This window comes from Ruminiclostridium hungatei (assembly GCF_002051585.1).
Lineage (GTDB): Bacteria > Bacillota > Clostridia > Acetivibrionales > DSM-1351 > Ruminiclostridium > Ruminiclostridium hungatei.
This window is the reverse complement of the sequence record NZ_MZGX01000034.1, coordinates 12938-38925: the sequence shown is the minus strand read 5'-3', so window position 1 is coordinate 38925 and position 25988 is coordinate 12938. Positions and strand designations below refer to the sequence as shown.

The following is a 25988-nucleotide window of genomic DNA, read 5'->3' as shown; positions in this document are numbered from 1 at the left end:
CGGGCCGCCTGTTTTTTAAAAAATCCCTTGTACGCAATAAATATTTCTCTCCATATAGCAGAAAATAATCCGTGTAAATAAATTTAAAAACTATTTTAATTGAGAGGAGAGCTGATTATGGATTTGCTCAAGAACTTTAAGCTGGTGGAAAACGGGGATGGCTACGAGCTTATAATTTATTTCGAGCCCGGCTCCACGGACGTTGAATTCGCAGGTGAGCTGGGCAAGCTCAAGGACTCCGGTGAGAGCCTGCCCCAAAACCTCATAGACGACATACGCAAGAAGTTTCCTGATAAAAAGATAAATTCAGTTAAGCTCATGCTTGGAACAGTACTCCTCTCTTCCTTTATGCTGGGGCTGCCCATTTCGGCTCAGGCCGCTGAACCCTCGGGAAAAACTGCACAGACCCAGAGTGCATACAATTATAACGTAAACGTATCCATAAATGGAAAAACAATGACCTTTCAAGACAAGCCTTTGATATACAACAATATAACCTACGTTCCCGTAAGTGAGTTCGGTAAGGCTCTGGGTGCAAAGGTCTGGTGGAATGGAGAGTCCAAAACCGTGGGAATTGAAGGAAACGGAAGCAGTATTGCCTTTGTGAGAGGTTCTGTGTCTGCCCGTGTCAATGGAGTTCAAAAGGCGATGCCCGCCTCCCTTTCCATTGGAGGAACTACTTATGCCCCCTTAAGGTTCATTGCTGAAAACCTGGGGTACAAGGTAACTCTTGACAGTTCTGCAAAAACGGTTGATGTGTCTGCCGGTGCAAATATATACACTGTTTCCTCCGGGGATTCGTTGTGGAAAATTTCCAGCAAGACAGGACAATCCGTGGACTCGATTAAACACGCCAACAAGCTTGCCTCCGATACTATATACCCCGGACAGAAGCTTACAATACCCAACGCGGGAACTGCCTCTTCCACGCCACCTTCACCTTCGGTTGCGGCACCTGCACCGGCGAAGGCCTCCTCTCCCGCTCCCGCAACCGCAGCAGCCAAAACCAAGTGGCCTGATACTACTTATATCGTTCAGCCTGGTGACACGGCTGCATCTATTTCAAAAAAGTTTGGAAGGCCGGCTCAGGATATTTTAAAATATAACTATATGTCCTCAGAAGAATGGTTTGAAGCAGGTGATAAAATTGCCATATCAGGGTATGCTCCCAGGGCCAACACCGTAAGCCCCGGACAGGACACTTCTCCCGCACGGCACGGCACTGCCGTGGACTGGGTGCTGGAGGGACAATACCTGGTTAAGAGAAATTCCACCTTTACGGTTGTGGATGTGGAAACAGGGAAGCAGTTCCGGGGCAAAATGCTGGGCGGCTATAATCATATAGATATTGAGCCCCTCACCGCTTCGGACACAGCCGCCATGAAAAGTCTTTTCGGCTCCTGGAAATGGTCGCCGAGACCGGTAGTAATATATATTAACGGCATGAATCTTGCAGCCTCACTGTCAGGTATGCCTCACGGCGCAGATACAGTGGATAATGCCGTCTCAGGACATTTTGACCTGTATATGAAAAACAGTACCTCCCACAGCGCAACAACCTCAGCCTCATATATTCAGGAGCATGCGGCCGCAGTCAAAAAGGCTTCAGGCTGAATATTTCGTCCTGGAGAAATTTAACCGCCGGCAATGTATGAATTTAGATGTTACAGACCACTAGAGCCTGTGGAATATGCTTTTCCTGTCAGGCTCAAGCTTTGCTGAGCCCAGTTGTATCAAAAGCTCTTCAATGGCAGACAGGCTTGCTGCGCCGCATACTGCATACATCCAAATATTCGTGGGGAAGTCAAGAAAGAATGGAATAAGGAACAGAAGCATTCCTGCAAACTTATTGGAATAAGTATGAAGCATGGCAAAGGTTTTATGTTTCAGCGCCACGGCAATTATGGATGCAATGCGTATTGCCCCTATGGATAAAATCCAGCCGATTATGGCGGTCGGCAGCTTCAAAAATGGGTATAATCTGACAAACAAAATCCCGGCCATTATTATATCCGCAACAGTGTCCAGCCTTGCACCGGCCTTGCTTCCTGTTCCCATTCTCCGTGCCATATACCCGTCCAGGATATCACTTGCTCCGCAGATGACATATATAAGGTAAAATACATTTCCAAGAGGCTGAACCGTAAGCAAGGCTATGGAAAGGACTATTCTTGCAAAGGATAAAATATTTGGTATTTGTCTTATCAAATTTAATCAATCCTTTCCAATTCATTGATAACTGCCCGTAACACAGTACAATACAGGCTTTCACCAGTATATGCTAATCCATGCTGCCGTTATTGTCAAGTGATTGACACCCATTATAAACCGTCTCATAATAAGCTTGTATACGTTAATTGACGATGGAGGATTTATGGCTAATAGAATAACTGTAGTAGGCAGCCTTAATATTGATATGGTGGTAACAACCCCAAGGCTGCCTGTATTGGGTGAAACCATCCTGGGCAGCGGCTTTATGACCACCCCGGGCGGCAAGGGTGCAAACCAGGCAGTTGCCGCCGCCAGACTTGGAGGCAATGTTTCAATGATTGGCTGTACAGGAGACGATATTTTCGGCAATAGCCTTTTGTCCAACCTGGCTGTTAATCATGTGGACATTGAACATGTTAAGGTAATCCCTTCGGTGTCGTCCGGAGTAGCCATGATAATGGTCAAGGACGGCGATAACAGCATCATAGTCGATCCCGGCGCCAATTTCATGCTTACACCGGAAATGATAGACAGCGCAGAAGAAGAAATTAAAAGAAGTGACGTGGTGGTAATTCAGCTTGAAATACCTCTTCCTGCAGTGGAAAGAGCTGTGGACCTTGCAAAAAAGCATGGCGCAATAGTACTGCTAAACCCTGCTCCGGCAAGAGAACTGCCGGATGTGCTGCTTTCCCGGATTGATATATTTACCCCCAACGAATCAGAATGTGAAACCCTCACAGGAATGAAGGCTGATTCTATTGGAGCTGCAAAAGATGCAGCAGTATTTTTAGCCTCAAAAGGCATAACCCACCCCATAATAACCTTGGGCGGCAGCGGGGCGGTTTATGGCAATGCCGGCAAAATATTTCACAGGCCCGCTCCCGAAGTTGAGGTTGTAGATACCACCGCGGCAGGGGATTGCTTTTCAGCAGCCGTTGCATTGGCCTTGTCCAGGGGAAAAAACATAGCTGAGGCTGTAGAGTTCGGAAATATTGCGGGTGCGCTGACCGTCACCAGAAAAGGTGCTCAAGCCTCTCTCCCCACACCTTCCCAGATTGCCGCCCTTGAGGAGAAGATGAAAAATAAGCTCTGAAGGTGCTAAATCCAGCCCTACGCCATATGGAACCCTGAATTTTTTTATAACATTTCCATTTTCCATGTTATACCGGCTAATTAGGTGGTAAAATAAAATAACAATTGTAGAAAAATGTTTATGGAGGGAAAATGTTTAGGGATTTTGTCATAAATGCTGGCATGCTTATTGCATTTCTAAGCATGTGTTATCAAATTTTCGGCAGCACCGGCCTGAACCATAAGCTCCCCATGCAGTTGAAATTCAAGGCAGGCTTTATTTTCGGCATCATGGGAATAATACTGGTTGAGTTCTCTGTTAAGATAACAAACAACCTTATTATTGATTTGCGTATTTTACCCATTTTGATTGCTTCCATATATGGCGGTTTTATACCAGGGATTTTTTCCAGCCTTATAATAGCAGTATTCCGCTTGTTGCGCTTTGGCTTCTCCGAGGCTGCAATCTTCGCTTCAATATCTATTCTGCTATTGCCTGTTTTAACCTATCCTCTATTTCGCAAACAAAAACCTTTACATAAAAAATGGATTTACGGCCTGCTTTTATCCGAGGCTTTTGTAAGTATTGCTTATGCAATATTTATAACCGACCCCATGTACAGGGTTTTAATCATATTTCTGTTCTGTTCGGTATCCAGTCTGGTGGCTTTTGCACTTTACCACTATGTCGGGTATCTGGAAGCCTATACCTTTGCATTCATACGGTATAAGCAGGAGGCTAACAGAGATTTTCTTACCGGCCTCAATAATGTACGTCAATTTGATGCTGTTTATAACAATGTGATAGGTGCGGCGGAAATTTCGCAAAAGAAAATCTCACTGTTTTTTCTGGATATAGACTTTTTTAAGAAGGTTAATGACACGTATGGCCACAAGGAAGGAGATAATGTTTTAAGGACCCTGGGAGATATTTTGCGCCAAAACTGCAGGGAAATGGACATTATCTCCAGAAACGGCGGAGAAGAATTTTCCGTCATACTGCCCGACTGCGAGTACACTCTGGCTGCAGACATTGCGGAGCGGCTGCGTTCAATGGTTCAGGACACCCCTTTCCTCCTGTCGGACGGCACTAAAATCAATATAACCATTTCCATAGGCATTGCCTCCTACCCTGATAAGGTATCAGACCTGAATGTCCTGAAGGAAAAAGCCGACGAGGCTCTTTACACAGCCAAGCGTTCAGGCCGCAACCGGGTGGTATCCATAGAATAGTCTCCCTCCAATAAATATAAAACTTCTTAACAACTTTAACATAACTCTCTAAATTTGAATATTATGTATAAACAGTATATTCGGGGTGAGTTATTATGTTAATTATTCCACTGCTAACCAATGATATTGTAAGCTTTAATCTTTGGTTCTCAATTTTCCTGATTGCAATTTTTGTAGCGGCCCTGGCAGGTCCTATTTTCTATGAACATATATCCTCCTGGCTTTCCTACAAGTTGGCAGCCAGAAGGTATTACCTGGCTGCCCGGAAAGACTATACCCAGGAAAGAGATGATGACGCTGGCGGTACCATAGATGAACTTATTGGTACTGCCGGTTATGCCTATAGTCCCAAAAATGATATCTTTTTTTCTACGATGTATGCCTGGCAGAGAAGCATGGGCTACTGCAGGCTTTATGATGAAGCTGCCGCTCCTCTCGGCATGATTATTGACAGTGAGCCCATACGCTTTTCATATGGCGGAAGACGTTGGCTTATTGAGTTCTGGAAGGGTCAATACGGCATGACCACCGGCTGCGAAATAGGCGTCTATTCCAGTACCTGGCCTGATTTGAATATTCCGGGGGTTTTCGACGGTACCTTCTACTACTGCGCCAGTAATCGAGACAGGTTATATATGGCCTTTGTCCTTTATAAGAACGGAGAAAAGCTTATAACCAGAAAGGCTAAACACTGGTGGCTTACAGCCTTTAAGCTGGGTGAATATTCCGAGCCCTCGGAGCTTTCCATGGATGTTTATATCTCCTTTAAAAGCAGGGGCATGAGAGATGCCTTTTTAAAGAGCCTGCTAAAGGCCGGCTACACCGAAGAGGAGTTCGAGGTCAGAAAAACAACCGTGGCAATTCATTACGACAAGCCACATACAAGACAGCCCTACACAAGGTCCGCAGCCACGGATAAGCTTATGCTGGCACAGCTCAAAAGGAATTGTGACGTATATCAGACACTTACAAATGGCTTTACCAGTATGAAAGATAAAATGAATGCAGTCAAGGAAGGGTCTCCGGAGCTATATGCCGAAATGTTCAAGATAGGAAAAACCGCTTCAATTTTTAGCATGTTTGACAAAATTAAAAATTACTTGAATTTTGATATTGACGATAGCCAGCTCCTTAAGTGAGGTGAGGAAAAATGAATAAGCTGGAAAAGGTTACTCGAGTGTATAATAAATCTGACACAATACCTTTTAACGACTCCTCCAATCTTGTATTGATGAGTGACTGCCATAGAGGTGACGGAAGCCGTTCAGATAATTTTATCAATAACAGAAATATTTTTTACTCTGCACTGACCCAGTACTATTACCGTAATTTTACCTATATTGAATTGGGTGACGGCGACGAGCTATGGGAAAACAAGCGTCTTTCGGATATTATTCAGATTCATAAGGAGGTCTTCAGCCTCATGTCCAAGTTTCATGACGACAAAAGGCTGTATTTAATGTATGGAAACCACGATATGGAAAAAAGAAATTACAAATACGTGGACAAAAATATCCAGCGCTACCATGAGGAACGTGAGCAGGAGGACCCCTCTATCTTCAGCGATGTGAAAGTGCACGAAGGACTTATTTTAAGGCATACCGATTCAGATGACAAAATACTGCTGATCCATGGCCATCAGGTGGATACCATGAGCAGCACCCTGTGGAGGCTGAGTAAATTCCTTGTAAGATATGTATGGAAGCCCCTGGAGACCTTTGGCGTCAACGACCCCACCAGCGCAGCCAAGAACTATAAAAAGAAAATCTCAATTGCAAAAAAGCTGTCCCAGTGGGTGGTCAAGGAAAAGCATCTGCTTATTGCAGGACACAACCACAGGCCCTCCTTTCCGGAAGTCGGGCAGATTCCGTATTTTAACGACGGTTGCTGCATACATCCTCATGCAATTACTGCAATCGAGATTTCCAACGGTACCATATGTCTTGTCAAATGGAGCGAAAAAGTCAAAAATGATGGTACCCTGTACATTGCCAGAGATATATTGGGTGGTCCCAACAGGCTCCAGGACTATTTTGACTGGCTGAACAAACTTTAATTCAATATTTTTCTATTACCGGTCCGCAAAAATTAAGACACTTTTAAAAAAGGATTTGTTAATTTTTAACTTTTTTAGTTATGAATTAAATTAAATCCTTTTTTTGTCAATTATTTACTAAAGTATCAGCATTAATTCATACAATCATCACATTGGAATTTTAAAATAACATTTGTAAAATAAAAAGGAGGGGACACAATTGCATAACAAAAAACTAAAGTACAAATTTACTTCAGCCATACTAACTATATTTTTAAGTATTTCATTATTGACAGCTTGTACACTTCAAACTACAAATATCGCCAGCAGTAATAATACTGCCATTACGACTTCCTCAAAAGCGAAATCCGGGTCAACCCCAACACCACAAACCGATATATCGGTTAAATACGACTCCACAGATGTGGATACCGGCTGGGACAGTGAGAGTTCGACAAAAATAACCTTTTCCTCTGATACCATAAACGGTCAGGGAGAAGGAATTGTAATCAGCAAAAACATTGTCACAATTACTTCAGCAGGCACGTATATTATAAGCGGAACCATAAACAATGGACGCATAATTGTGGATACCAAGGATGACCAGCCTGTAAGGCTAGTTTTAAACGGCGCGGATATAACCAGTACGGAAAGTGCACCAATTTGTATAACCAGCGCCAAAAAAGCAGTGCTCATATTGCCTGAAGGTACAAAAAACAATATTACTGACGGCAAGAACTATGTCTTTGATAATAAAGAGGCTGACGAACCTGATTCGGCAATTTTTTCAAAATCAGACTTAACCATAAACGGAACGGGTTCGCTGACTATAAACGCAAATTACAAAAATGCTATTACAAGTAAGGATGAGTTAAAAATCATGAGCGGCAACATTACTTTAAATTCAACAGGTGACGGCATGAAAGGGAGAGATTTTGTTGCTATCAAGGATGGGATAGTAAATATTAATGCAAAAGAAGACGGTATAAAGTCCAACAATGATGAGGATGCAAAAAAAGGCTTTGTTTTAATTGAAGGCGGTTCTATAAACATTATTGCTCTGGAGGACGGTATTCAAGCTGAAACTGATATACTAATCAAAACAGCGGCTATCAATATTACCTCCGGAGGAGGCTATACCAACGGTGAAACAAAAGCAGACGAGCAGCCCGGTATGGGAGGCCCGGGCAGGGGCTTTGATTTCGTGCCTTCAGATACAGCCGAAGCGGACAGCACCACCCGTGCTCCTGCCGATACGGGTGTCTCCGGAGACTCCACGGCTACTGAATCTGAAAGCAAAAAAGGCCTTAAGGCAGCAGACAGTATAACCATTGAAAGCGGCACCCTGGAAATTGACTCTGCGGATGATTCCATTCATTCAAACAACATTATTTGCATCAACGGGGGTACTGTTTCCGTCTCTTCGGGTGACGACGGCATTCATGCAGATGCGGCCATTTATATAAATAATGGCGACACCAATGTATTAAAGGCTTATGAAGGCATTGAAAGTGCAAATATAATCATTAATAACGGAAATATAACGGTAAGCTCAAGCGATGACGGAATAAATGTCTCCGGCGGAGCAGACAGTTCTTCAACAGGCGGTCGTGCAGGACAGAATAGTTTTAACACCTCCGGCAGCGATTCCCTTCAAATAAACGGAGGGTATGTGTATGTTGACTCTCAGGGTGACGGACTTGATGCTAACGGCTCAATATATATAACAAATGGTACGGTAGTAGTCAATGGCCCCACAGGAAACAATAACGGTGCTCTTGACTATGACGGCGCCTTTAAAATGACCGGCGGGTTCCTGATAGCTGCAGGAAGTTCCGGTATGGCACAGGCTCCCGACACAAGCTCCACACAAAATTCCGCCATGATTTCCTTCGATCAGGTAATGCCGGCAGGCACAATAATAAATATCACCTCAGGTGATGGCAAGGAGCTGCTGACCTTCAAGCCGGCAAAAGGCTTCCAGACTATTGTAGTCAATTCGCCGGAACTAAAAAAGGGTACAACCTATGATATTTACTACGGAGGCAGTTCCAGCGGTTCTGAAAAAAACGGCCTGAGCGAAGGCGGAACTTTCAGCGGAGGCACCAAGTATGAAAGCTTCACGGTTACGGGCCTCCTGACAACCATAGGAACCGTAGGCCGCAGCGGCCCCGGAGGTGGCCCCGGCGGAGGACAGGGTTTCCCGGGCAGACGCAACAATTAGCAGCCCCGGACTTCGGGGGAAATTTTCGGCTTTCCCGTAGATACCAGCCTAATCTTTATCTAGTATTATTAAACCACAGCTATATTAAGAGAATATTAAATAAATGTAAAATATTAATAAAAATGTTAAATCCCGTCCAGCGGGCATACAGTGAAGTGTGCCTGCCCGGCGGGAACAGGAGGTTAATTATGGCCATTACAACTTTTAAACGGTATGAAATGAAGTTTCTTATATCCATCCAGCAGCTAAACGCGCTTCTACCCAGAATTGAGGAATATATGAATCCCGATGAGTACTGTAAGGGCGGTCGGAATTATAGTATCTATAATATTTATTATGATACTGTGGACAGCAATTTAATCAGGACGTCTCTTTCAAAGCCTCTCTATAAGGAAAAACTGCGTCTGAGGAGCTATTCACCCTCTACTGATTTAAACTCGAAAGTTTATCTGGAATTAAAAAAGAAGACCTTGGGCATCGTGCATAAAAGGAGGGCTGCCATGACCCTGCTGGAGGCCTATAACTTTATTGAAAAAGGAATCAAACCCTCCTCCAAGAGCTATATGGGCCGTCAGGTAATTGACGAATTGGAGTATTTCCTCAGCAAGAACAGCGTCTCACCGGCAGCCTATATCAGCTATACCAGAATGGCCTTTTTCGGAAAAGACGACAAGGATTTCCGCATAACCTTTGACAGCAACATTGTCACTCGCAGAGAAGAGCTTCACATGGAAAATGGTAGCTTTGGCAAGCAGTTGCTGGGCGGCGACCAGTATCTCATGGAAGTAAAAATATCCCGTGCCACCCCCATATGGCTTGCAAGGCTTTTGTCAGAGCTCAAAATCTATAAGACCAGCTTTTCAAAATATGGTACTGAGTACAAGCGCTACTATCTTGAAACCATTGCGGAAAATTCCGATGCCTTCTCACCTGATGAGGAGGAAATCCCTGCAGGAGTTCCTGCAAGGCTCCGTCAGACGGCCGGTAATCAGAAGTCGGCAGTAAGCGGCTGATTGCAGTCTAATCCGTATTGCTTTTATTGATACTGTAAAATATTACTTTAAGATATTTATCTACAAAAATGTAAGACAAAGGAGAGAAAATAAAAAATGTTAGATTCTATTTTTACTGTTACAGCTTCCGGTGATACCCTCACCCTTCAGGGTGTTCTGCTTGCCCTGGGCTTGTCACTTTTACTGGGCCTGGTGGTCAGCCTCGTGTATATCGCAACTCACAGGGCGGAGGGGTACTCTGCCGGCTTTACCGTCACCCTGATTATGCTTCCCGCCATAATTTCAATAATTATAATGCTCATAGGAAATAATGTTGCCCGTGCCTTCAGTCTGGCGGGTGCCTTCAGCCTTATCCGCTTCAGAAGCGCCCCGGGAGACCCGAAGGATATAGCATATGTGTTCTTTTCCATGGCTGTAGGTTTGGCATGCGGAATGGGCTATCTGGTATATGGAGTCATTTTTGTCGTTGTTCTCTGTCTCGTCATGGTAATACTGCATTTTTCACACTTTGCAAGGCCTCAGAGCTCAGTAATGCAGCTTAAGATAATTATTCCGGAGGACCTGAATTATATGGGCCTGTTTGACGATATCCTGGAGCGCTATACCACCTCCTGGAGCCTGAAAAGGGTTAAGACTGCGGACTTTGGAACTATTTTTGAGGTTGCATATATCATTAATATGAGAAATCCCAACGAGCAGAAGCAATTTATAGATGAACTGAGATGCAGAAATGGAAATCTGAATGTATCACTTACCTTAAAGGAATATGAAGACAGAGTTGCCATATAGTGCACTGTGAATTAATCCAGTGGTATAAAGCCTGCGTTAAGAGGCTGCCGGAGGCAGTCCCCTGACGCAGGCTTTATACGTAACTGAAGCTGAAATTCCACACCGGACTTACTATTAATAATTTTTAAATTTTATAGAAATCTCTTGACTTTAATTGATAATGATTGTAATATTCATTTAGCGAGTTAGCATATGCTAACTCAAATGTATATATACTACCTACATACCCGGATAAGAAAGGAACCATTATGAAATTTAAAACACTCCAATTAATTTTTGCAACTGTAATCACATTCTCACTTGCCTTATCAGGTTGTACAGCATCAAATTCCTCAGATGCCGCTGATACCTCCGCTTCTCAAACATCTTCGGCGGGAGGACAAACTGCCGCTGTTGCTGAAGCTGCCTATCCGCTTACAATAAAACATGCTTTTGGAGAGACGGTTATAAAAAGCAAACCCCAACGTATTGCTACCATCTCATGGGGCAACCAGGACCTGCCCTTGGCTCTGGGCGTAGTCCCTGTGGGAATCTCCAAGGCAAATTATGGTGTTACGGATAACAGCGGTCTTCTGCCCTGGACCCTGGAAAAGTTTAAAGAATTGGGAGTGACTGCTCCTGTTCTGTTTGACGATGTTGCCGGCCTGAACTTCGAAGCTGTCAGCGATGTCCGGCCCGATGTGATTCTAGCGGCCTATTCAGGCATAACACAGGAAGAATATAATTTATTAAGTGAAATAGCACCTGTTGTGGCATATCCAACCCAGCCCTGGCAAACCCTCTGGCGTGACCAGATAGTGCTTGACGCAGCCGGTATGGGTATGAAAGCTGAAGGTGAAGCGTTGGTCGGCAAATTAGAAACCCTAATAGAGGAAAGAACCGACAAGTATCCGCAAATTGCCGGAAAAACAGCCGCCTTTTTTTATTTCACTCCCACAGATTTAAGCAAGTTTTATGTATATCTGCCCAGCGATCCTCGTGCCGCATACCTGGCAGACTTAGGCATGAAGGCTCCTGAAAGTGTGACCAAACTGGCATCTGAAAGCACCAGTTTCGCTTTGGAGATAAGCGCTGAGAACGTAGATATCCTTGAAGACATTGACATTATTATCACCTACGGTAATGACAAATTGCTCGGTGCGATGCAGGCGGATGCTCTGGTTGGAACCATTCCGGCTGTCAAGAGAGGCTCTGTAGTGGTAATTGAAGATGGTACTCCTCTGGCGGCCTCCGGGACACCAAGCTCACTTTCCATTCCGGCAACCCTTGATGATTATCTTCGTATTATTGGAGAGGCAGCGGATAAAGTGAAATGAAATACTCCAAAGTAATTGCCCTAGTGGTTAGCAGTATGATTGTTCTTTTTATGTGCATTTTGGCTTCTCTTGCCTTTGGAGTACGATATGTGAATATTCCTGACATAATAGATATTTTGATAAATGCTAAAAAAACCGCTTTAATTGATATTGTAGTTCATGAGCGTATCCCAAGAACTGTTTTTGGTATTATGGCAGGAGCAGCGCTTGGGGTATCCGGCGCTCTCATGCAGGCAATCACACGCAATCCCATTGCAGACCCCAGCATCCTGGGTGTCAATACCGGCGCCTCCTTATTTGTGGTCAGCGGCATATCCCTCTTTCATATCGGATCGTTAAACCAGTATATATGGCTTGCATTAACAGGTGCCACGGTTACCTCCCTGTTTGTTTATGGAATCGGGTCTTTGGGCTATGGCGGTGCCACCCCCATAAAGCTTGCTTTGGCAGGTGCAGCAACCAGTGCAGCCTTATCTTCCGTTGTCAGTGCAATAATCCTTCCCCGTACAGAGGTAATGAACATTTTTCGCTTCTGGCAGGTGGGAAGCATCAGCGGGGCCACCTGGGAAGGCATATACACAGTGCTTCCTTTTCTGATAGCCGGACTGCTTATTGGTTTGTTGGTCAGCCCCGCCCTGGACGCTCTTGCTCTGGGTGACGACGTTGCAACAGGCCTGGGCATCCGTACGGGAACCGTCCGATTGTTCGGGGCGCTGTCCGGCATCCTTTTATGCGGAGCAACAACAGCCCTCGCAGGACCTATCGGCTTTATCGGCTTAATGGTTCCTCATATGATGCGGATGCTCTGCGGCCCTAATCTCAGATTGATCATCCCCATGTCTGCCATGGGCGGAGCTATTCTTCTAACCATATCCGATGTTCTGGGAAGACTCATCAGCAGCCCTGGTGAGCTTGAGTCAGGGATTGTCACTTCTTTCCTGGGTGCTCCGATACTTATTATCATTGCCATGAGAGCAAAGGTGCGTACATTATGACAATAAATAATTCAGATACAATTACAGCCGGCTACCGCCAGAGAAAATTGCGCTGGGTCAGTGTGACCGTTATTCTGGGCATATTGACCTTTACACTTTGCGTTACGGCCCTTTTACTTGGAAATACCATATATTCTCCTGAAATCGTTTTGAAGGTCCTGCTTGGCGAACAGATACAAGGTGCCACTTTTGCAGTGGGTACTCTCAGACTGCCCAGAATGCTTTCAGGTCTTCTGGTGGGAATGGCCTTCGGTATAGCCGGCAGTACTTTTCAGACAATGCTCCGCAATCCTTTGGCCAGCCCGGATATCATCGGCATATCTTCCGGTTCAAGTGCTGCGGCGGTTTTTTGCATACTTGTGCTGAAATTGAGCGGCACTTTTGTTTCAATTGCCGCCGTCATTGCCGGAATCACAGTGGCAGCACTTATTTATGCACTTTCCAGAGGAGGCAGCTTTTCAGGGGGCAAGCTGATTCTTATCGGCATTGGAGTACAGGCCATGCTGAACGCAGTTATCTCCTACCTGCTGCTGAGAGCCTCTCAATATGATGTACCGGGTGCGCTTATATGGCTTAGCGGCAGCCTGAACGGTGTGCGGCTGTCCAGGATACCTCTGCTCTTCATAGTCGTCGCCGCCTTTGGCCTTGTGATATTCTTGCTTGGAAGACATCTCAAAATCCTGGAGCTGGGCGAGCAGTCTGCTGTTACACTTGGCGTCAGGACCGATTTAACCCGTCTTTTGCTGATTTTAAGTGCGGTATTTTTAATTGCATTTGCAACTGCAGTTACAGGACCTGTTTCCTTTGTAGCTTTTCTTGCCGGTCCGATTGCGGCCAGGCTTGTGGGTATAGGTGCACCAAATGAATTGCCTTCAGGCCTGATAGGCTCCATACTGGTACTGGGAGCGGATTTAATCGGTCAGTTTGCTTTTGACACCCGATTTCCGGTGGGAATTATTACCGGCATCCTGGGAGCACCATATTTATTGTACCTACTCATACGCATGAATCGAACAGGAGGATCAGCATGAAATCCAAGCATTTATTGAAAGCCGGTAATATTGTTGCCGGCTATGATAAAAAAATCATTATTGACGGTATCAATATCACTGTTCCAAATAATAAAATCAGCGTGATTATAGGCGCCAATGCGTGCGGCAAGTCCACCTTGCTCAAGACACTTTGCCGGCTGATCAAGCCGGTCTCAGGTGAAATTCTCCTTGATGATAAAAATATCAACGACATATCCCCAAAGCAATTGGCAAGAGTTCTCGGCCTGCTTCCTCAATCACCAATTGCTCCTGAAGGCATCAGCGTTGCGGACTTGGTGGGGCGTGGAAGGTTTCCTTATCAATCCTTTTTTAAGGGACTTGGCAAAAAAGATTATGAAGCAGTTGAAGATGCCTTGAAAATCATGGGTATTGCAGACCTGGCCAATCGCAGTGTAGACGAACTATCCGGCGGACAGCGCCAGCGTGTGTGGATTGCCATGGCTCTGGCCCAGCAGACGGACATTCTGCTTCTGGATGAGCCTACAACCTTCCTGGATATCAGCTATCAGGTTGAAATACTTGATTTGCTGACAGACCTGAACAGAAGCAGAGGCACAACCATCGTCATGGTACTGCATGACATTAATTTATCCGCACGATATGCAGATTATTTATTTGCCCTCCGCAAAGGGAGACTCGTGGCCGAAGGTGAACCTTCCCATATCATTTCAGAGGATTTGATAAAGCAGGTCTTTGACCTTGACTGCAAGGTTATCTGTGATCCCGTGTCTGCCTCCCCTCTTATAGTGCCAAAGGGAAGACACCATGCAAGCCGCTGAACAGGTCCTTTATTATTTAAGCAAATCTGCCTCCTATAATTCTGGCATTTTACAAAACTATATGAGAAAATTTAAGTGTGTATAGAATCTTCCGACTGCTCATAGGAATATTATTTTTATAAAATGAAAAAATAGCTGTGAGGTGCTTTTAAACACCATCTGATACGTGCACAGGCGCGCAAGGAGAGAAAAACATGGCTAAAAAAGGAATGAGAAGGCCCGACCCCGCTGAACCTCATGGCACTGAAAGCAATCACTCCCAACACTTTCAGAAGAATGATGTGAGACCGGTGCCTGAGATACAGGGGAAGGCCAAAACCGGAAAGAAAAAGGCAGGACTCATATAGCAGCCAACTGAGAAAAGACACTGAAAAACAAAGTGTCTTTTCTTATTTTAATAAATATTTTATTTTCATGTGATTTTTTTTACCGCTGAGGGGTTTTATATATGAACAGGCTGTTCAAGTCAATAGTTGCACGGAGGTCATAGTGGAAGAACTTCAGATAATTGATCACTATAAGGACACGGTTTACAAAATCGCATATACATACTGCAAAAACAAAAGTGATGCGGAGGATGTATTCCAGGAAGTATTTCTCAGGTACTTCAGGAAGAAACCTGCTTTTGATAGTCCGGACTATGAAAAGGCCTGGTTTATCCGCGTAACCATCAATTGCTGTAAAAAGCTGCTGCTTTCCTCATGGTTCAAAAAAGTACTGCCTCTTGGAAGCAATCTGTCCTTTCAGGCCCAGGAGGAAAGTGAGCTGTTCTATGTTGTAATGGCACTGCCGTTAAAGTACAGAGTGGTAGTTCACCTGTTCTATTATGAGGAATATAGAATCAAGGAAATCGCCCGGCTTACAAATCAAAAGGAAACAACGGTTGCGACTCAGCTTCAGCGAGCCCGCAAATTGCTAAAAAGCAGGTTAATGGAGGATTTACAATATGAATAAATTCTTATATAAGCAAGCATTCAAAAATATTGCCGTTTCGGAGGATATCATCCAAAGGGTAGTCTCAAAGTCCAGTATGTATGCATCCTCAGCAGCAGGCTCACAAAAAAAGCTTTTCAGGCTGTTAATGCCTGTTGCGGCTGTTCTTGCCGTATCGGTAATAACCGTTTCAGCGGCGCCGCGGCTGGGAATCGATACCGTCTTTCGCAGCTTCTTCTCACAATTTTTCGGAACCCATATAACCGGCAAACAGGCAGATATTATAAAAAAATACGGTTATTCCCCCAATAAATCTTATACAAGAGACGGTGTAACCTTGAGCGTGGATGGAGTCATAGGTGACAGCAACCTTTTGTACGTAAAGTATTCGGTTCAGATGGATAAGGCTTATGATCCCAATATACACTCGGGGATATTGTCAAACAAGCTGTATCTGGGAGACCTTAAAAAGGGGGTTAAGCCGGTTTCAGTGACTACGTCGTCTCTCCCCGAAAGTTCCGGAGCTACAAAATACAATTATTCGGCTATATACAGTTTTGATGGGGAAATTTCCTCCTCCGAAAAAAATGCCACACTGGTCATGACCTTCCCGGATAAATATCAAGCAACAGACATAGATTTGTCAAAAGCATATTCCGGACATGAAGCTGCAGCTACAGACAGCGGTAATGTCTCAGACCTCCCTGACAATAAGTTGAACCTGCCGCTTGAAACCGGCTACGGAACAATTCTCCTGGAATCGGTGGGTTACTCGGGCGGAAGTCTTGTTCTGGCTGTGGATTCCTCAGGTTATTATAAAATCCCCTCAATATTTCTTCGGGATAAGAATACTCTCAGCATTTATAACCGCAATGATGGCTTTGTTTCTTTGAGCAAGGATAACCTGGAATACTTCCCATTCACAATCACCGATAGAAAGCTGCTGGGCAATCTTGAAATTGTAATGCCGGAGGAATTCTACCTCAGCTTTCCCCTGTCCCTTACCGACAATATAAGTACTTTTAATGTAAAAGATCAACACATATATACCAATCAGGACACCCAAATAGACAGGCTAAAACTTTCTCCGCTTTCCATTACCATCACAGGGACAGTGCCTGAAGGCAGAAACCCGGGGTTCTCCTCAAGCGACTGCTCACTGGTCTTCAAGGACGGTTCTGTCTACAGTGCTTTTCAGGGAGAAACTATCATAAGTAATGGTGAAACCGGAAGTTTTACCTTTAATATTCCTTTTGGAGTTCCCCTTGAAATCCAGGCTGCGAATAAACTGGTTATATGGCCTGCCGGTGCCGAAAAGCCTATAGAGATTCCTTTGTCATAGGATTGTATAAAGTGAGGTTTCTTCCCTTTCCACTCTTTTCTCAAGCAGGTCAAACACTTTCTGCGATTCTGTTATGAAGGCCTCCTGAGCTGACAATATTTTTGACCTGGTGTTGAACTTTTCCTTGTATTGCAGGAATATATGGCTGATAGCGCCCATTTCACCCATGTATTCCCTTGCAAGGACCTTCAGCTCTTCGGTTTCGCTTTCCAATAGGCCGGGATACATATATTTGTCTTCGGTATTAAGATGAATATTGAGTTTGCCGGCCAGAGTATTTATAAGCAAGGCAACCTCATGGGCTCCGGCTTCCACCTTCCCGCCCGCTATAAAGCTCCTGATATTGCCAATGACTTCACTTATTTCTTCATGCTGTCTTTTTAAAGATGCGACACTTATCATTGTAATCCACTCCCATGTACTTTTTATATACGAATTATAACCCGTATAATAAAAACAAACTGTGATTTTAATCACAGTTTGCTGCATAAATTTCATAAAATTGCCATACTACTCAAAGGAATAGATGTCGGAAAACTCAATTTTAATATTTTCAACCTTTGATTTACCTGCGACAGAGCCTACAGCAGGCATTTCATTCTCCACTGTCAGCACCGGCAATTCGAACACAACCTCGCTACCCTCTCCCTCTACACTGCTGATGCCTATATGCCCTCCATGCAGTTCAACCAGCGTCTTTACCAGTGACAGCCCTATTCCGCTTCCCTCCTTGTTTCTTGTGAGAGATTTGTCCACCTGTCCGAAACGGTCAAAAATGGAGTTCAATTTGTCTTTGGGGATACCTATGCCTGTGTCCCTGACAGATATTACAACGGCGTCCTCCCTGTCGGATATGTTCACGGAGATACTGCCTCCCGTGTCAGTAAACTTAATGGAATTTGAAAGCAGGTTCAGCATTATTCTCTCTATCTTGTCGGCGTCCACAGCCACTATCTTTTCTTCAATATCCGTGTCAAAGACAATTGAAAGGCCCCGGTTTTCAACATAATGTGCCACCGACAGTATGATTTCCTCCACCACGCTCACTATATTAAGGTTGCACAGGTTCAGCTTCAAATAACCCGAGTCGAACTTGGACAGGTCAATTAAATTGTTGACAAGCCTGAGCAGCCTGTAGCAATTTTGCTTCATCACCCTGAGATATTTGTTGAATTTGTCCTCGTTTTCCAGGGACATTTGCATATTACCCTTAAGCGACAGTATTTGGATTGCTCCCAGGATAACATTCAGAGGTGTTTTAAGCTCATGGGATATATTTGAAAAAAATTCAGTAAGCATTTTATTGTACTCTTTGGTTTCAATCAGCTTTCTTTCATTATCCTTTATATGGTTTTCCAATTTATTTATTTGCTTTCTCGAACTTATATCCTTGAAAATATTTATGTAGGAAAGTTTACCCTTGTACAGAAGTTTGGCACTGGTAACCTCTATATCAATTTCATTGCCGCTCTGTGCCTTTAATCTGGATTCGAATTTTATATCCCGGCAGAGTTCATCGGCAGTCTGCATAAGCAGCTCTTTTACCCTTTCCTGCTCCTTGAGATTGATATAATCCTGAACCTCCATGTCTATTAAATCACTGGGATTATTGACCCCGAACATATTGGCAGCTCTTTCATTAACAAAAATAAATTTTGAGTCGCTGATAATAATTATGGCATCGCTGGAATTGTTTATAATCATATCATAACATTGATCATTTCTTGCCAGCATCTCCTCTATGGTCTTCCTCTGGTGCTCGGCTTTTTTCAAATGTTTACTGGTTTTGTCCAGCTCCAGATCCATCTTGTTCATTTTGTTATAAAGAACGGCATATGGCCTTTTCAAACCGGTTTCAAAAAAGGCCTTGTAAAGAAAAAAGAAGGAAACCACCCTGATGATATGGGCCAGATTGTTCCGCCAGCCGTCTGGCCCTGAGAGGCTGGCAAACAGCAGTTCATACATTGCCATTGTCAGCAGGTGTGCCTCCATAAAAAAGAACAAGGTTGAATCCATGTCTTTTCTGAGCTTAAAATACAAAAAGGCCACTGCAAGATATACAGCAGATACAATCAATTCACTGGCAACCTTAAAAGGTGTGCTGCCTCCTCCTTCCACATAACAGGCAGGAAATATCCTGAAGTACAGTATTGATACCAGAATCATAAGACAGGCCATGAAGTAGACGAAAAATATCACATTGGCGCGAAATTTTTTCACATTTCTTAAAGTCAGTAATGTGGACCCAAGGAGTGTGAGGGCAGTCATGTACCTCCCGGCAATCCACAATTGTTCAAAGGCAGCCTGGCTGCCCCTTTCAAATATTATGGAAACACCGGGGTATGTAAATATATGAAATATATCAATTATCCCCACAAAAAAATAACCGATACCCAATAGTACAATAAAATTGTTCTCACTTACATTGCTGGTATTGATGGCAACAAAAAATAAACCAAAAGATACTATACTGGCAAATAATTCTGCGGAAGTGTGGAAAAGAAGATGATAGTCTACCTGTGTGTGAATGAGAAACAGCAAAAAGAATGAGAATATCCATAATTCAATTATGGTTTCCTTTTTGACTGTTCCGGGCTTCCTGAGAATTACTTGCAGCTTGCTTCCAATTTCCATGAAAAATACCTCCAGATTATGCAAGTTAAAAGAGCATACTAAATCAAGCTAGAAACTAAATATTCTACATTTTTATATATTTTCCTTTTTTTGGTGAAAAACAAAGTTGTTTGAACAAAAGAAAAGGCAGAAATCCAGAAATCAGGACTTTTGCCTTATTATATACCCATTATTTTGATATTGCACCATTTTTTTACTTTATTTGTTTGAACTATTTTCAACCAGCCTTTTTTCTCCGGTTATTTCCTGTATTGGTTTGATGTCCTGAGTAAACTCAAGAGTTCCGAGAAATTCCCCATTTTTGTCCCTGACTGCGAAATACCTGATATAGACATACCGGCTGCCCATTTTTATCCAGAAATCCTCATGCTCCTTTTTTCCAGACTTCAAGTCTTCCACTATTCCTTCTACAATGTGGACACTAGCCGGTGGATGGCAGTTTTTAACCTCCCTGCCTATGATGGTTTTCGGCCTTGCAAATATCCGGTCTTTTCCCTGTGTAAAATACTTCACCATACCATCCTTGTCAACAAAAGTAATGTCCACAGGCAAGGTATTAAGCATTGAATTTATCTCCTCCGGCAAAAGAATTCCTGCATCAAACTTGACATAGCCGTTGCTTAAGGGCTGTTCCCCTTCCTCTTTTGCCTTTTGCTCTACATTTACCTTGGCAGGCAGCCATTTTGAGCCTGGTTCCACCATGCAATAGCCTATCTCTTCGCTGGCCTCCTGAATTTGCAGCCATTCATCCTCGGCCAGTGTCTCCAGCACCATTGGAAAAAGTATATTTTCCTCCTTGAAAATCATTTCAATCACTCTGTTGGCAGCTTCCTCGGCCATTTTGATGCAGCTTTGTCCGTCTGTACCACCATGGGCCAGAGCTTTTAAAGTTCCCTTGACAGCAGCCCGGATTTCATCATCCACTCCCCACATCACCTTTGGCGGGGCTGTGATTCCGTACTTCTCCATGAATGGGAACAGCAGATTTTCCTTTCTGGAGTAGTGCTTGTCTATTTCCCACAGGGTATTAAAGTCCTCCATAAGCTTTTCCACACTGTCGGGGCTTTCATCATTTTTGAAATCCTCCAGATGGGGCTTTATTCTCTGGTTGATTAAAGCTTCAAGCTTCCTGTTTTCCATTTTGAAGGTGTGTACAGGGTGTCCGGGTACTTCCTCTGGCCTCTGAGGGCGGTGTATCTCTTCAATGGAGCCTTTAAATACAGCGGCATGTACATCGCACAGCCTCTGGATTTCCTCAAGGGGCATCCCCTCCATGATAAGTGCCTGCTCCATCTCTGATATTTCTCCAGGCGAAATACCTTTTATAAGCTCCTCAAATCTTGCCTTGACCTGGTCTACCGCCTTCCCCTGGTGAAGCTCCAATATTATTTCCTTTAATATCTTTTGCCTGTATTGGCGATTGTTTATGAATTCACTCATATTGCACCTCCTAGTCTTTTATATCAAAACCTCTTTTTTCCAGTTCAATCTTAATTCTTCCCAAATCCACGCCTTTCATAACAGCCCCCTTTGGAATTGTCATAAATCTTCCGGCAGTATTAAGCATGGCAGGATTGGTTATCTGGTCAAAGCCTAATTCCCTGAGTATTTCAACCACGGAAGGGTTCTCCTTGCACAGGTCGTGCACCGGCCTGGACAGATCTATGATGGTACGGAATCTTTTAAACAGAATATTGTTTTCCAGGTGTATGTGCTCAAATAAGTCGCTCTCTATTTCCCTGAGTTTTGAATAGGCCAGCTCATAGGTTACGCAGCCATCCTCCGGCACGACGTACTCTGAGGTGATATTCCTCAGTTCCTTAAGTATATGACCTGCACCCTCGTGCTCATCCTCCGTCTCCTCCATGACTCTCCTTATTTCCTGGAAAAGCTGTTGGGAAGGCTTGCCTTCATATTCATTTATAAGTGGGAACAAAAGCTCCTCTTCCTTGATGAGGTGTTCTTCCAGTTCTGCCCTCAGTGAGTTGAAAAGCTTGTGGACCTTAAACAGCTCCTGATGCCTTGTTCCATGTGCTCTTAATATCTTTTCCGCCAGTTCGCCGGCCTCGGGGAGTGCCCTTCTCAAAAATGCATGATGTGTGCCGACAATGTACTCTATAAGCCGGGGAGGGGCCATATCTCTGAAATCTTCCTTCCGCACCTGCTCCTTTGCGTTAAAGCAGGCTTCTTCCAATACGCTGAGCAATTCTTCCCCATTTAATTCCTGTTCCCTTATTGCATCTGCCAGAGGCCGGTTTCCCCCGCAGCAGAAGTCAATGTTATACTTCTTGAATACGGCACTTGCTTGAGGATGTGCTGAAACTATTTCTCCAAGTGTTTGAAATATATTGATCTTAGTCATAACATCTCCTTTTCACGAAAAAATCTCGATTAATATTATTTTAAAAGCTCTGCAAAAACGCCTCCCGCTTTCAAAGCGGTATTCAGGCCCTCTTCCCTGTCAAATTTCACTCTGAGTGGAAAAAGGGGCTGATCCACTCCCAGAGTTTCAATCAAAAAGTTCTGGTTAACCACCTTTAAGCCTGCGTCACAAAGATATCTTTCAATATGCGTAACCGCTTCACCGCTCCACCCGTATGAGCCGAATGCTGCTGCAAGCTTGCTTCCCACACCTTTTTCCTTCAGAAGTCCCAAAAGCTCCTCAATTTTGCCCACCATATCTGCATATTTTGTAGAGCTGCCTATCAGAACTCCGTCAGATGCCCTGATTACCTCCGCTACTTCAGCTACGTCGGCATTCTTGAGATTAAAGACCGAGGTGCTTATTCCCTTCTCCTCAATACCTTCTGCAAGTTTTTGAGCTGCTTTCCCGGTATTTCCCGTCATTGTGGAAAACACGATTGTCACCTTTTTATCTTGTGCATTTCCGGCCTTGCTCATCTCCTGATAAAGTCTGATGAAGGACCCGGCGTCCTCTCTGAGGATATAGCCGTGTGCAGGTGCAATTACGTCTATGGATAGCCCTTTCAGCTTATCCAGCATATTTTCCACATATGGTCTGTGAGGGGACATTATCAGTTTGTAATAGAGCTTGAAGTCTTCAACATACTCCTCTTCCGCCAAGTCATTATATAATTCGCCTGCGGCTATATGGGTGCTGAAAATGTCGCAGGGAAACAGTGTCCTGTCTTCCACGGAATAGGTTATCATGGTTTCCTCTGTGTGAAGGAAGGGTGTCTCAAAAAACCTCAGTGTTTTTCCTCCAATATCAAGACTGTCTCCATCCTTGACCAGAATAAATTCCCTGTGGTGAAGCCTGAACATATCCTTCAGCAATCGCCCTCCAAGCTCCGTTGTCACTATCTTTGCTTTTTTTGCGGCTGCTGCAAGTGCAGGCAGCGCTCCGGCATGGTCGGGCTCCACATGGTTTATGACGATATATTCCAGTTGTGCCGGGTCTATCAGCTTCCTGAGATTTTCAACGTATTCCCTTCCGAATTCAATATCTACCGTGTCAATAACCGTAGGTTTTTCTGTCATAAGAAGATAGCTGTTATATGTGGTGCCTCGCTCAAGAATCAGCCTGTGAAAAGGTACCTTTCTGTCATCTATCTTTCCAACCCAGAATATTTTATCTTTAATTTGTATACTCATGATTACAATCCTCCATATTTTTGACTGTTTTTATCCAGTGGTCTGCAATATCTTAATTGGTACATTGCCGGCGGTTAAATTCCTGATGTCATAAGAATACGGCATTTCAAAAAATAAAACTGTGATTGGAATCATAATTTAAATAAAATTTTTATGCCAAGAACTATATTTTTAATCCCGGACCTCGATTATTTATGGAAGAAGTCAACTTTTCCGCATAATAAAAAAAGCCCCTGTGGGCTTGTTTACCGCAGAGAGGCAATCCTTAAACATTTTCCTTTAGTCTGTTCATATCCAGAATGATGACCTTTTTATTTCCCACCATTTCAATAATGTGTTCCTCCTGCAAAAGGCTCATCTTGCGGCTGACCGTTTCACGCGTCAGTCCGATATAGTTTGCTATGCCTTCCCGGCTCATGGGCAATTCAATCACAAGCCCCCTTGGTTCAGCCCTTCCGTACTTCTCGGCAAATTCCACAAGTACAGAGTTTACACGCAGTTCCACATTCCTTGTTCCCATGCTTTCTATGGTCTTTTCCAGCCGCACAAGGCGGTTGCAGAGCTCCTCCATTACCTTGAAGCTCAACTCCGGATACTCTCTCATAAGCTCCTGAAAAGCTTTTCTATGTATTGTACATATCCCTGTATCCTCCAGTGCTTCTGCATTATAAGTAGCAGCCTTGTTCTGAAGCAGATTCTTTTCTCCGAAAAAATCCCCTTCGGAAAATATATACAGAATATGTTCCCTTCCTTCACTGGTATTCCTGTATGCCTTCACCCGCCCGGAATTTATGATTACAAGGCTCTCAATGCCTGCACCCTCCAGTATAATCAGTTCGCCCTTCTTGTACTCCCGGCGTACTATAAGGCTGGATACCCTGGTGATTTCCTCCTGGTTAAAGGATGAAAATATGGGTACCCTTTTGGAACACATTTTGTTATGGCAATTTTCACAGGCACAACTGTTACAACCCATAAACCACCCTCCTGCTTTTCTGCTCTCCAAAATCAAGGGTATTTCACAGCAGCAATATCTTTTATACTTGAAGCCTTCTGATAAGCCCAATTATATCATAAAAATCGAAAAAAAATAAACTGTTACTGAAGCTTCCACAGTCACAGCTTATTTTGCAGTTCCGTCTTTCGATTCCTGCCAGGGTTTGAAACCGGTTTCCGCCGGCATCTTACAGGCAGACCTTCTGCTTCGTATCTCCTTCAATCTTTCCGATACCATAGCCATAGCAAAAGGATTGATACATACTTGTTATTATGAGTGCGCTGAGGCAGTTCCGCTCCTCCTCACTCAAGCCCATATCCATTGTCCTCATAAAATTTTTGGTCTTATCCTTGGCTATAAGCTTAATTGCCTCTCTTGTGCCCGCAAGGTCCTTCTCCAGCTTCTCTTTTCCCTGCTGAAGATACTCCTTTATTACAGCTTCAAATTTTTCCGATGGTGTGGTATTTTGCAGCTCTTCCATTTCAGCCTCCTAGTAATTGCCTTAAGTATTTGGGAACAGTGGTGGTTTTTATCCGTTCATACCTGTCAGTGTGCTATTACTAAGTGTTTCCACATTTGTATTTTCTATACACCATTCCGGCAATTACCCGGAGACTGAGGAGGAATCCCGTGGCTCCTGTCCGGCATCCGACTTGACAATCTTTTTTACCGCCTTCTCAAACTTGGTTCTTGCAAGCATTACCTGATGTGCGCACCCTGTGCATTTTATCCTGAAATCAGCTCCCGTCCTTATTACCTCCCACTGCTTGCTGCCGCACGGGTGCTGCTTTTTCATTTCCACGATATCTCCAACTGCATATTTGTCAGCCATAGCTACTCCTCCTTTGTAATCAAAGTCCGGTCATAGAATTCAAGGTCTGTTTTTTCAAAGGCCTCTTTTATTTTCATTCTTATCCTTCGTTCTACCCCCCATTGTTCATTTGGGTAGGTACGGGCGGTAATCCTCAGATTTATGCTTTGCTTCCCAAGTTCCGTTATTCCCAGAATAGACGGCTCCTCGGTGAAGACGGTAAACTCCTGCTTTACCTCATCACAAACCTTCCGGGCGATTTCATATACTTTTTCCAGACTTGTGGAATATGCCACAGGAATATCCACAATCACCATTTTGTTATCCCTGGTGTGATTGGTGACTCTTTTTATTTCACCGTTTGGTATTATATATATATCCCCGTTGTAGTTTTTGAGTCTGGTAACACGCAGCTCCATATGCTCAACGGTTCCTGTCATGGTATCTATGGTAATAAGGTCTCCAACTGCAAACTGGTCTTCCAGCAGAATAAAAAAACCTGACAGGGTATCCTTTATAAGGCTTTGCGCCCCAAGGCCAATGGCAACTCCTCCCACTCCGGCCGCAGCCAGCACCGACTTAAGGTTCAGTATGTCCGATAGAATCATCAGTATGGCCCATATATATATTACATACTTAAAAACACTTGCTATCAAGGTGGCCATAGTGTCCAGCTTTTTATCACTCATCTTGAATTTAAAATTCTTTTGTTTTTCAAAAACTTTCCTTATGACTATTTTGCCCAGCCGTGCAATCAACAGGGCAACAATCATTATCAAAATAATCTTGCCTATTTTGAATACCGGATTGTAAAAGCCTCCAAGAAAGTCTTTCAGGTAATTATCTATCTGAGTCAGAATGGATATCTCTTTCATCTTCTTCCTTCCTAATTTTATATTTTTTATCAGATCCGTCACCGGTTCCCGGCATATATCTGT

Annotated in this window: 25 protein-coding genes; 15 read left to right on the top strand and 10 right to left on the bottom strand. The window is 43.8% G+C overall.

Annotation, left to right across the window (positions count from 1 at the left end):
- Positions 1-117 precede the first annotated feature (117 nt).
- A complete protein-coding gene (locus tag CLHUN_RS20095) occupies positions 118-1614 on the top strand; it encodes a stalk domain-containing protein (protein WP_080066483.1) in 1497 nt (498 codons plus the stop codon).
- A 60-nt stretch (positions 1615-1674) separates the two neighbouring features.
- Here CLHUN_RS20095 and CLHUN_RS20090 read toward each other — a convergent pair whose 3' ends face one another.
- Positions 1675-2208, bottom strand: a complete 534-nt coding sequence (locus tag CLHUN_RS20090) for a CDP-alcohol phosphatidyltransferase family protein (protein WP_242656577.1) — start codon at positions 2206-2208, stop codon at positions 1675-1677.
- 166 nt (positions 2209-2374) lie between these two features.
- Here CLHUN_RS20090 and rbsK point away from each other — a divergent pair, with 166 nt between their 5' ends.
- The 14 genes from rbsK (at position 2375) to CLHUN_RS20025 (ending at position 16993) form a co-directional block, all read left to right on the top strand.
- A complete protein-coding gene (gene rbsK, locus CLHUN_RS20085) occupies positions 2375-3304 on the top strand; it encodes a ribokinase (protein ID WP_080066482.1) in 930 nt (309 codons plus the stop codon).
- Positions 3305-3435: 131 nt separating this feature from the next.
- Positions 3436-4515 carry a diguanylate cyclase gene (locus tag CLHUN_RS20080; protein WP_080066481.1) on the top strand — a complete coding sequence of 360 codons (1080 nt, stop codon included), beginning with the start codon at positions 3436-3438 and terminating at the stop codon, positions 4513-4515.
- 95 nt (positions 4516-4610) lie between these two features.
- Positions 4611-5654 carry a DUF4474 domain-containing protein gene (locus CLHUN_RS20075; RefSeq protein WP_080066480.1) on the top strand — a complete coding sequence of 348 codons (1044 nt, stop codon included), beginning with the start codon at positions 4611-4613 and terminating at the stop codon, positions 5652-5654.
- 11 nt (positions 5655-5665) lie between these two features.
- On the top strand, positions 5666-6571 hold the full coding sequence (locus CLHUN_RS20070) for a metallophosphoesterase family protein (RefSeq protein ID WP_080066479.1): 906 nt from the start codon (positions 5666-5668) through the stop codon (positions 6569-6571).
- Between the two features lie 199 nt (positions 6572-6770).
- Positions 6771-8774 (top strand): carbohydrate-binding domain-containing protein, encoded by a 2004-nt coding sequence (locus CLHUN_RS20065; protein WP_080066478.1) that lies wholly within the window; start codon positions 6771-6773, stop codon positions 8772-8774.
- Between the two features lie 188 nt (positions 8775-8962).
- Positions 8963-9787, top strand: coding sequence for a polyphosphate polymerase domain-containing protein (locus CLHUN_RS20060; RefSeq protein ID WP_080066477.1), 825 nt, complete (start codon positions 8963-8965; stop codon positions 9785-9787).
- 96 nt (positions 9788-9883) lie between these two features.
- Positions 9884-10576 (top strand): DUF4956 domain-containing protein, encoded by a 693-nt coding sequence (locus CLHUN_RS20055; protein ID WP_080066476.1) that lies wholly within the window; start codon positions 9884-9886, stop codon positions 10574-10576.
- A gap of 248 nt (positions 10577-10824) precedes the next feature.
- Complete coding sequence (locus tag CLHUN_RS20050) at positions 10825-11892, top strand: ABC transporter substrate-binding protein (protein WP_080066475.1); 1068 nt, start codon at positions 10825-10827, stop codon at positions 11890-11892.
- On the top strand, positions 11889-12887 hold the full coding sequence (locus tag CLHUN_RS20045; RefSeq protein ID WP_080066474.1) for a FecCD family ABC transporter permease: 999 nt from the start codon (positions 11889-11891) through the stop codon (positions 12885-12887). The genes CLHUN_RS20050 and CLHUN_RS20045 overlap by 4 nt, the downstream gene beginning before the upstream one ends.
- Positions 12884-13918 (top strand): FecCD family ABC transporter permease, encoded by a 1035-nt coding sequence (locus CLHUN_RS20040; protein ID WP_080066473.1) that lies wholly within the window; start codon positions 12884-12886, stop codon positions 13916-13918. The genes CLHUN_RS20045 and CLHUN_RS20040 overlap by 4 nt, the downstream gene beginning before the upstream one ends.
- Positions 13915-14718 (top strand): ABC transporter ATP-binding protein, encoded by an 804-nt coding sequence (locus CLHUN_RS20035; RefSeq protein ID WP_080066472.1) that lies wholly within the window; start codon positions 13915-13917, stop codon positions 14716-14718. Before CLHUN_RS20040 ends, CLHUN_RS20035 begins: the two co-directional genes overlap by 4 nt.
- 194 nt (positions 14719-14912) lie before the next feature.
- On the top strand, positions 14913-15065 hold the full coding sequence (locus tag CLHUN_RS22205; protein WP_165755807.1) for a hypothetical protein: 153 nt from the start codon (positions 14913-14915) through the stop codon (positions 15063-15065).
- Between the two features lie 142 nt (positions 15066-15207).
- Positions 15208-15672, top strand: a complete 465-nt coding sequence (locus CLHUN_RS20030) for a sigma-70 family RNA polymerase sigma factor (protein ID WP_242656576.1) — start codon at positions 15208-15210, stop codon at positions 15670-15672.
- A complete protein-coding gene (locus tag CLHUN_RS20025; protein WP_080066470.1) occupies positions 15665-16993 on the top strand; it encodes a DUF4179 domain-containing protein in 1329 nt (442 codons plus the stop codon). Before CLHUN_RS20030 ends, CLHUN_RS20025 begins: the two co-directional genes overlap by 8 nt.
- Here CLHUN_RS20025 and CLHUN_RS20020 read toward each other — a convergent pair.
- From CLHUN_RS20020 to CLHUN_RS19980, 9 genes are all read right to left on the bottom strand, one after another.
- Positions 16988-17395, bottom strand: coding sequence for a hemerythrin domain-containing protein (locus tag CLHUN_RS20020; protein WP_080066469.1), 408 nt, complete (start codon positions 17393-17395; stop codon positions 16988-16990). The two genes, CLHUN_RS20025 and CLHUN_RS20020, sit on opposite strands and share 6 nt — an antisense overlap.
- Before the next feature lie 108 nt (positions 17396-17503).
- On the bottom strand, positions 17504-19627 hold the full coding sequence (locus CLHUN_RS20015) for an MASE3 domain-containing sensor histidine kinase (protein WP_080066468.1): 2124 nt from the start codon (positions 19625-19627) through the stop codon (positions 17504-17506).
- A gap of 198 nt (positions 19628-19825) precedes the next feature.
- Positions 19826-21067 (bottom strand): DUF438 domain-containing protein, encoded by a 1242-nt coding sequence (locus CLHUN_RS20010; RefSeq protein ID WP_080066467.1) that lies wholly within the window; start codon positions 21065-21067, stop codon positions 19826-19828.
- A 10-nt stretch (positions 21068-21077) separates the two neighbouring features.
- Entirely contained in the window at positions 21078-21989 is a 912-nt protein-coding gene (ric, locus tag CLHUN_RS20005) for an iron-sulfur cluster repair di-iron protein (RefSeq protein WP_165755806.1), read from the bottom strand.
- A 35-nt stretch (positions 21990-22024) separates the two neighbouring features.
- On the bottom strand, positions 22025-23242 hold the full coding sequence (locus CLHUN_RS20000) for an FprA family A-type flavoprotein (RefSeq protein ID WP_422785073.1): 1218 nt from the start codon (positions 23240-23242) through the stop codon (positions 22025-22027).
- A 265-nt stretch (positions 23243-23507) separates the two neighbouring features.
- Positions 23508-24218, bottom strand: a complete 711-nt coding sequence (locus tag CLHUN_RS19995) for a Crp/Fnr family transcriptional regulator (protein WP_080066465.1) — start codon at positions 24216-24218, stop codon at positions 23508-23510.
- A gap of 208 nt (positions 24219-24426) precedes the next feature.
- Positions 24427-24720, bottom strand: coding sequence for a hypothetical protein (locus tag CLHUN_RS19990; RefSeq protein ID WP_080066464.1), 294 nt, complete (start codon positions 24718-24720; stop codon positions 24427-24429).
- Positions 24721-24843: 123 nt separating this feature from the next.
- Positions 24844-25071 (bottom strand): DUF951 domain-containing protein, encoded by a 228-nt coding sequence (locus CLHUN_RS19985; protein ID WP_080066463.1) that lies wholly within the window; start codon positions 25069-25071, stop codon positions 24844-24846.
- A gap of 2 nt (positions 25072-25073) precedes the next feature.
- Complete coding sequence (locus tag CLHUN_RS19980; protein WP_207559190.1) at positions 25074-25925, bottom strand: mechanosensitive ion channel family protein; 852 nt, start codon at positions 25923-25925, stop codon at positions 25074-25076.
- Positions 25926-25988 lie beyond the last annotated feature (63 nt).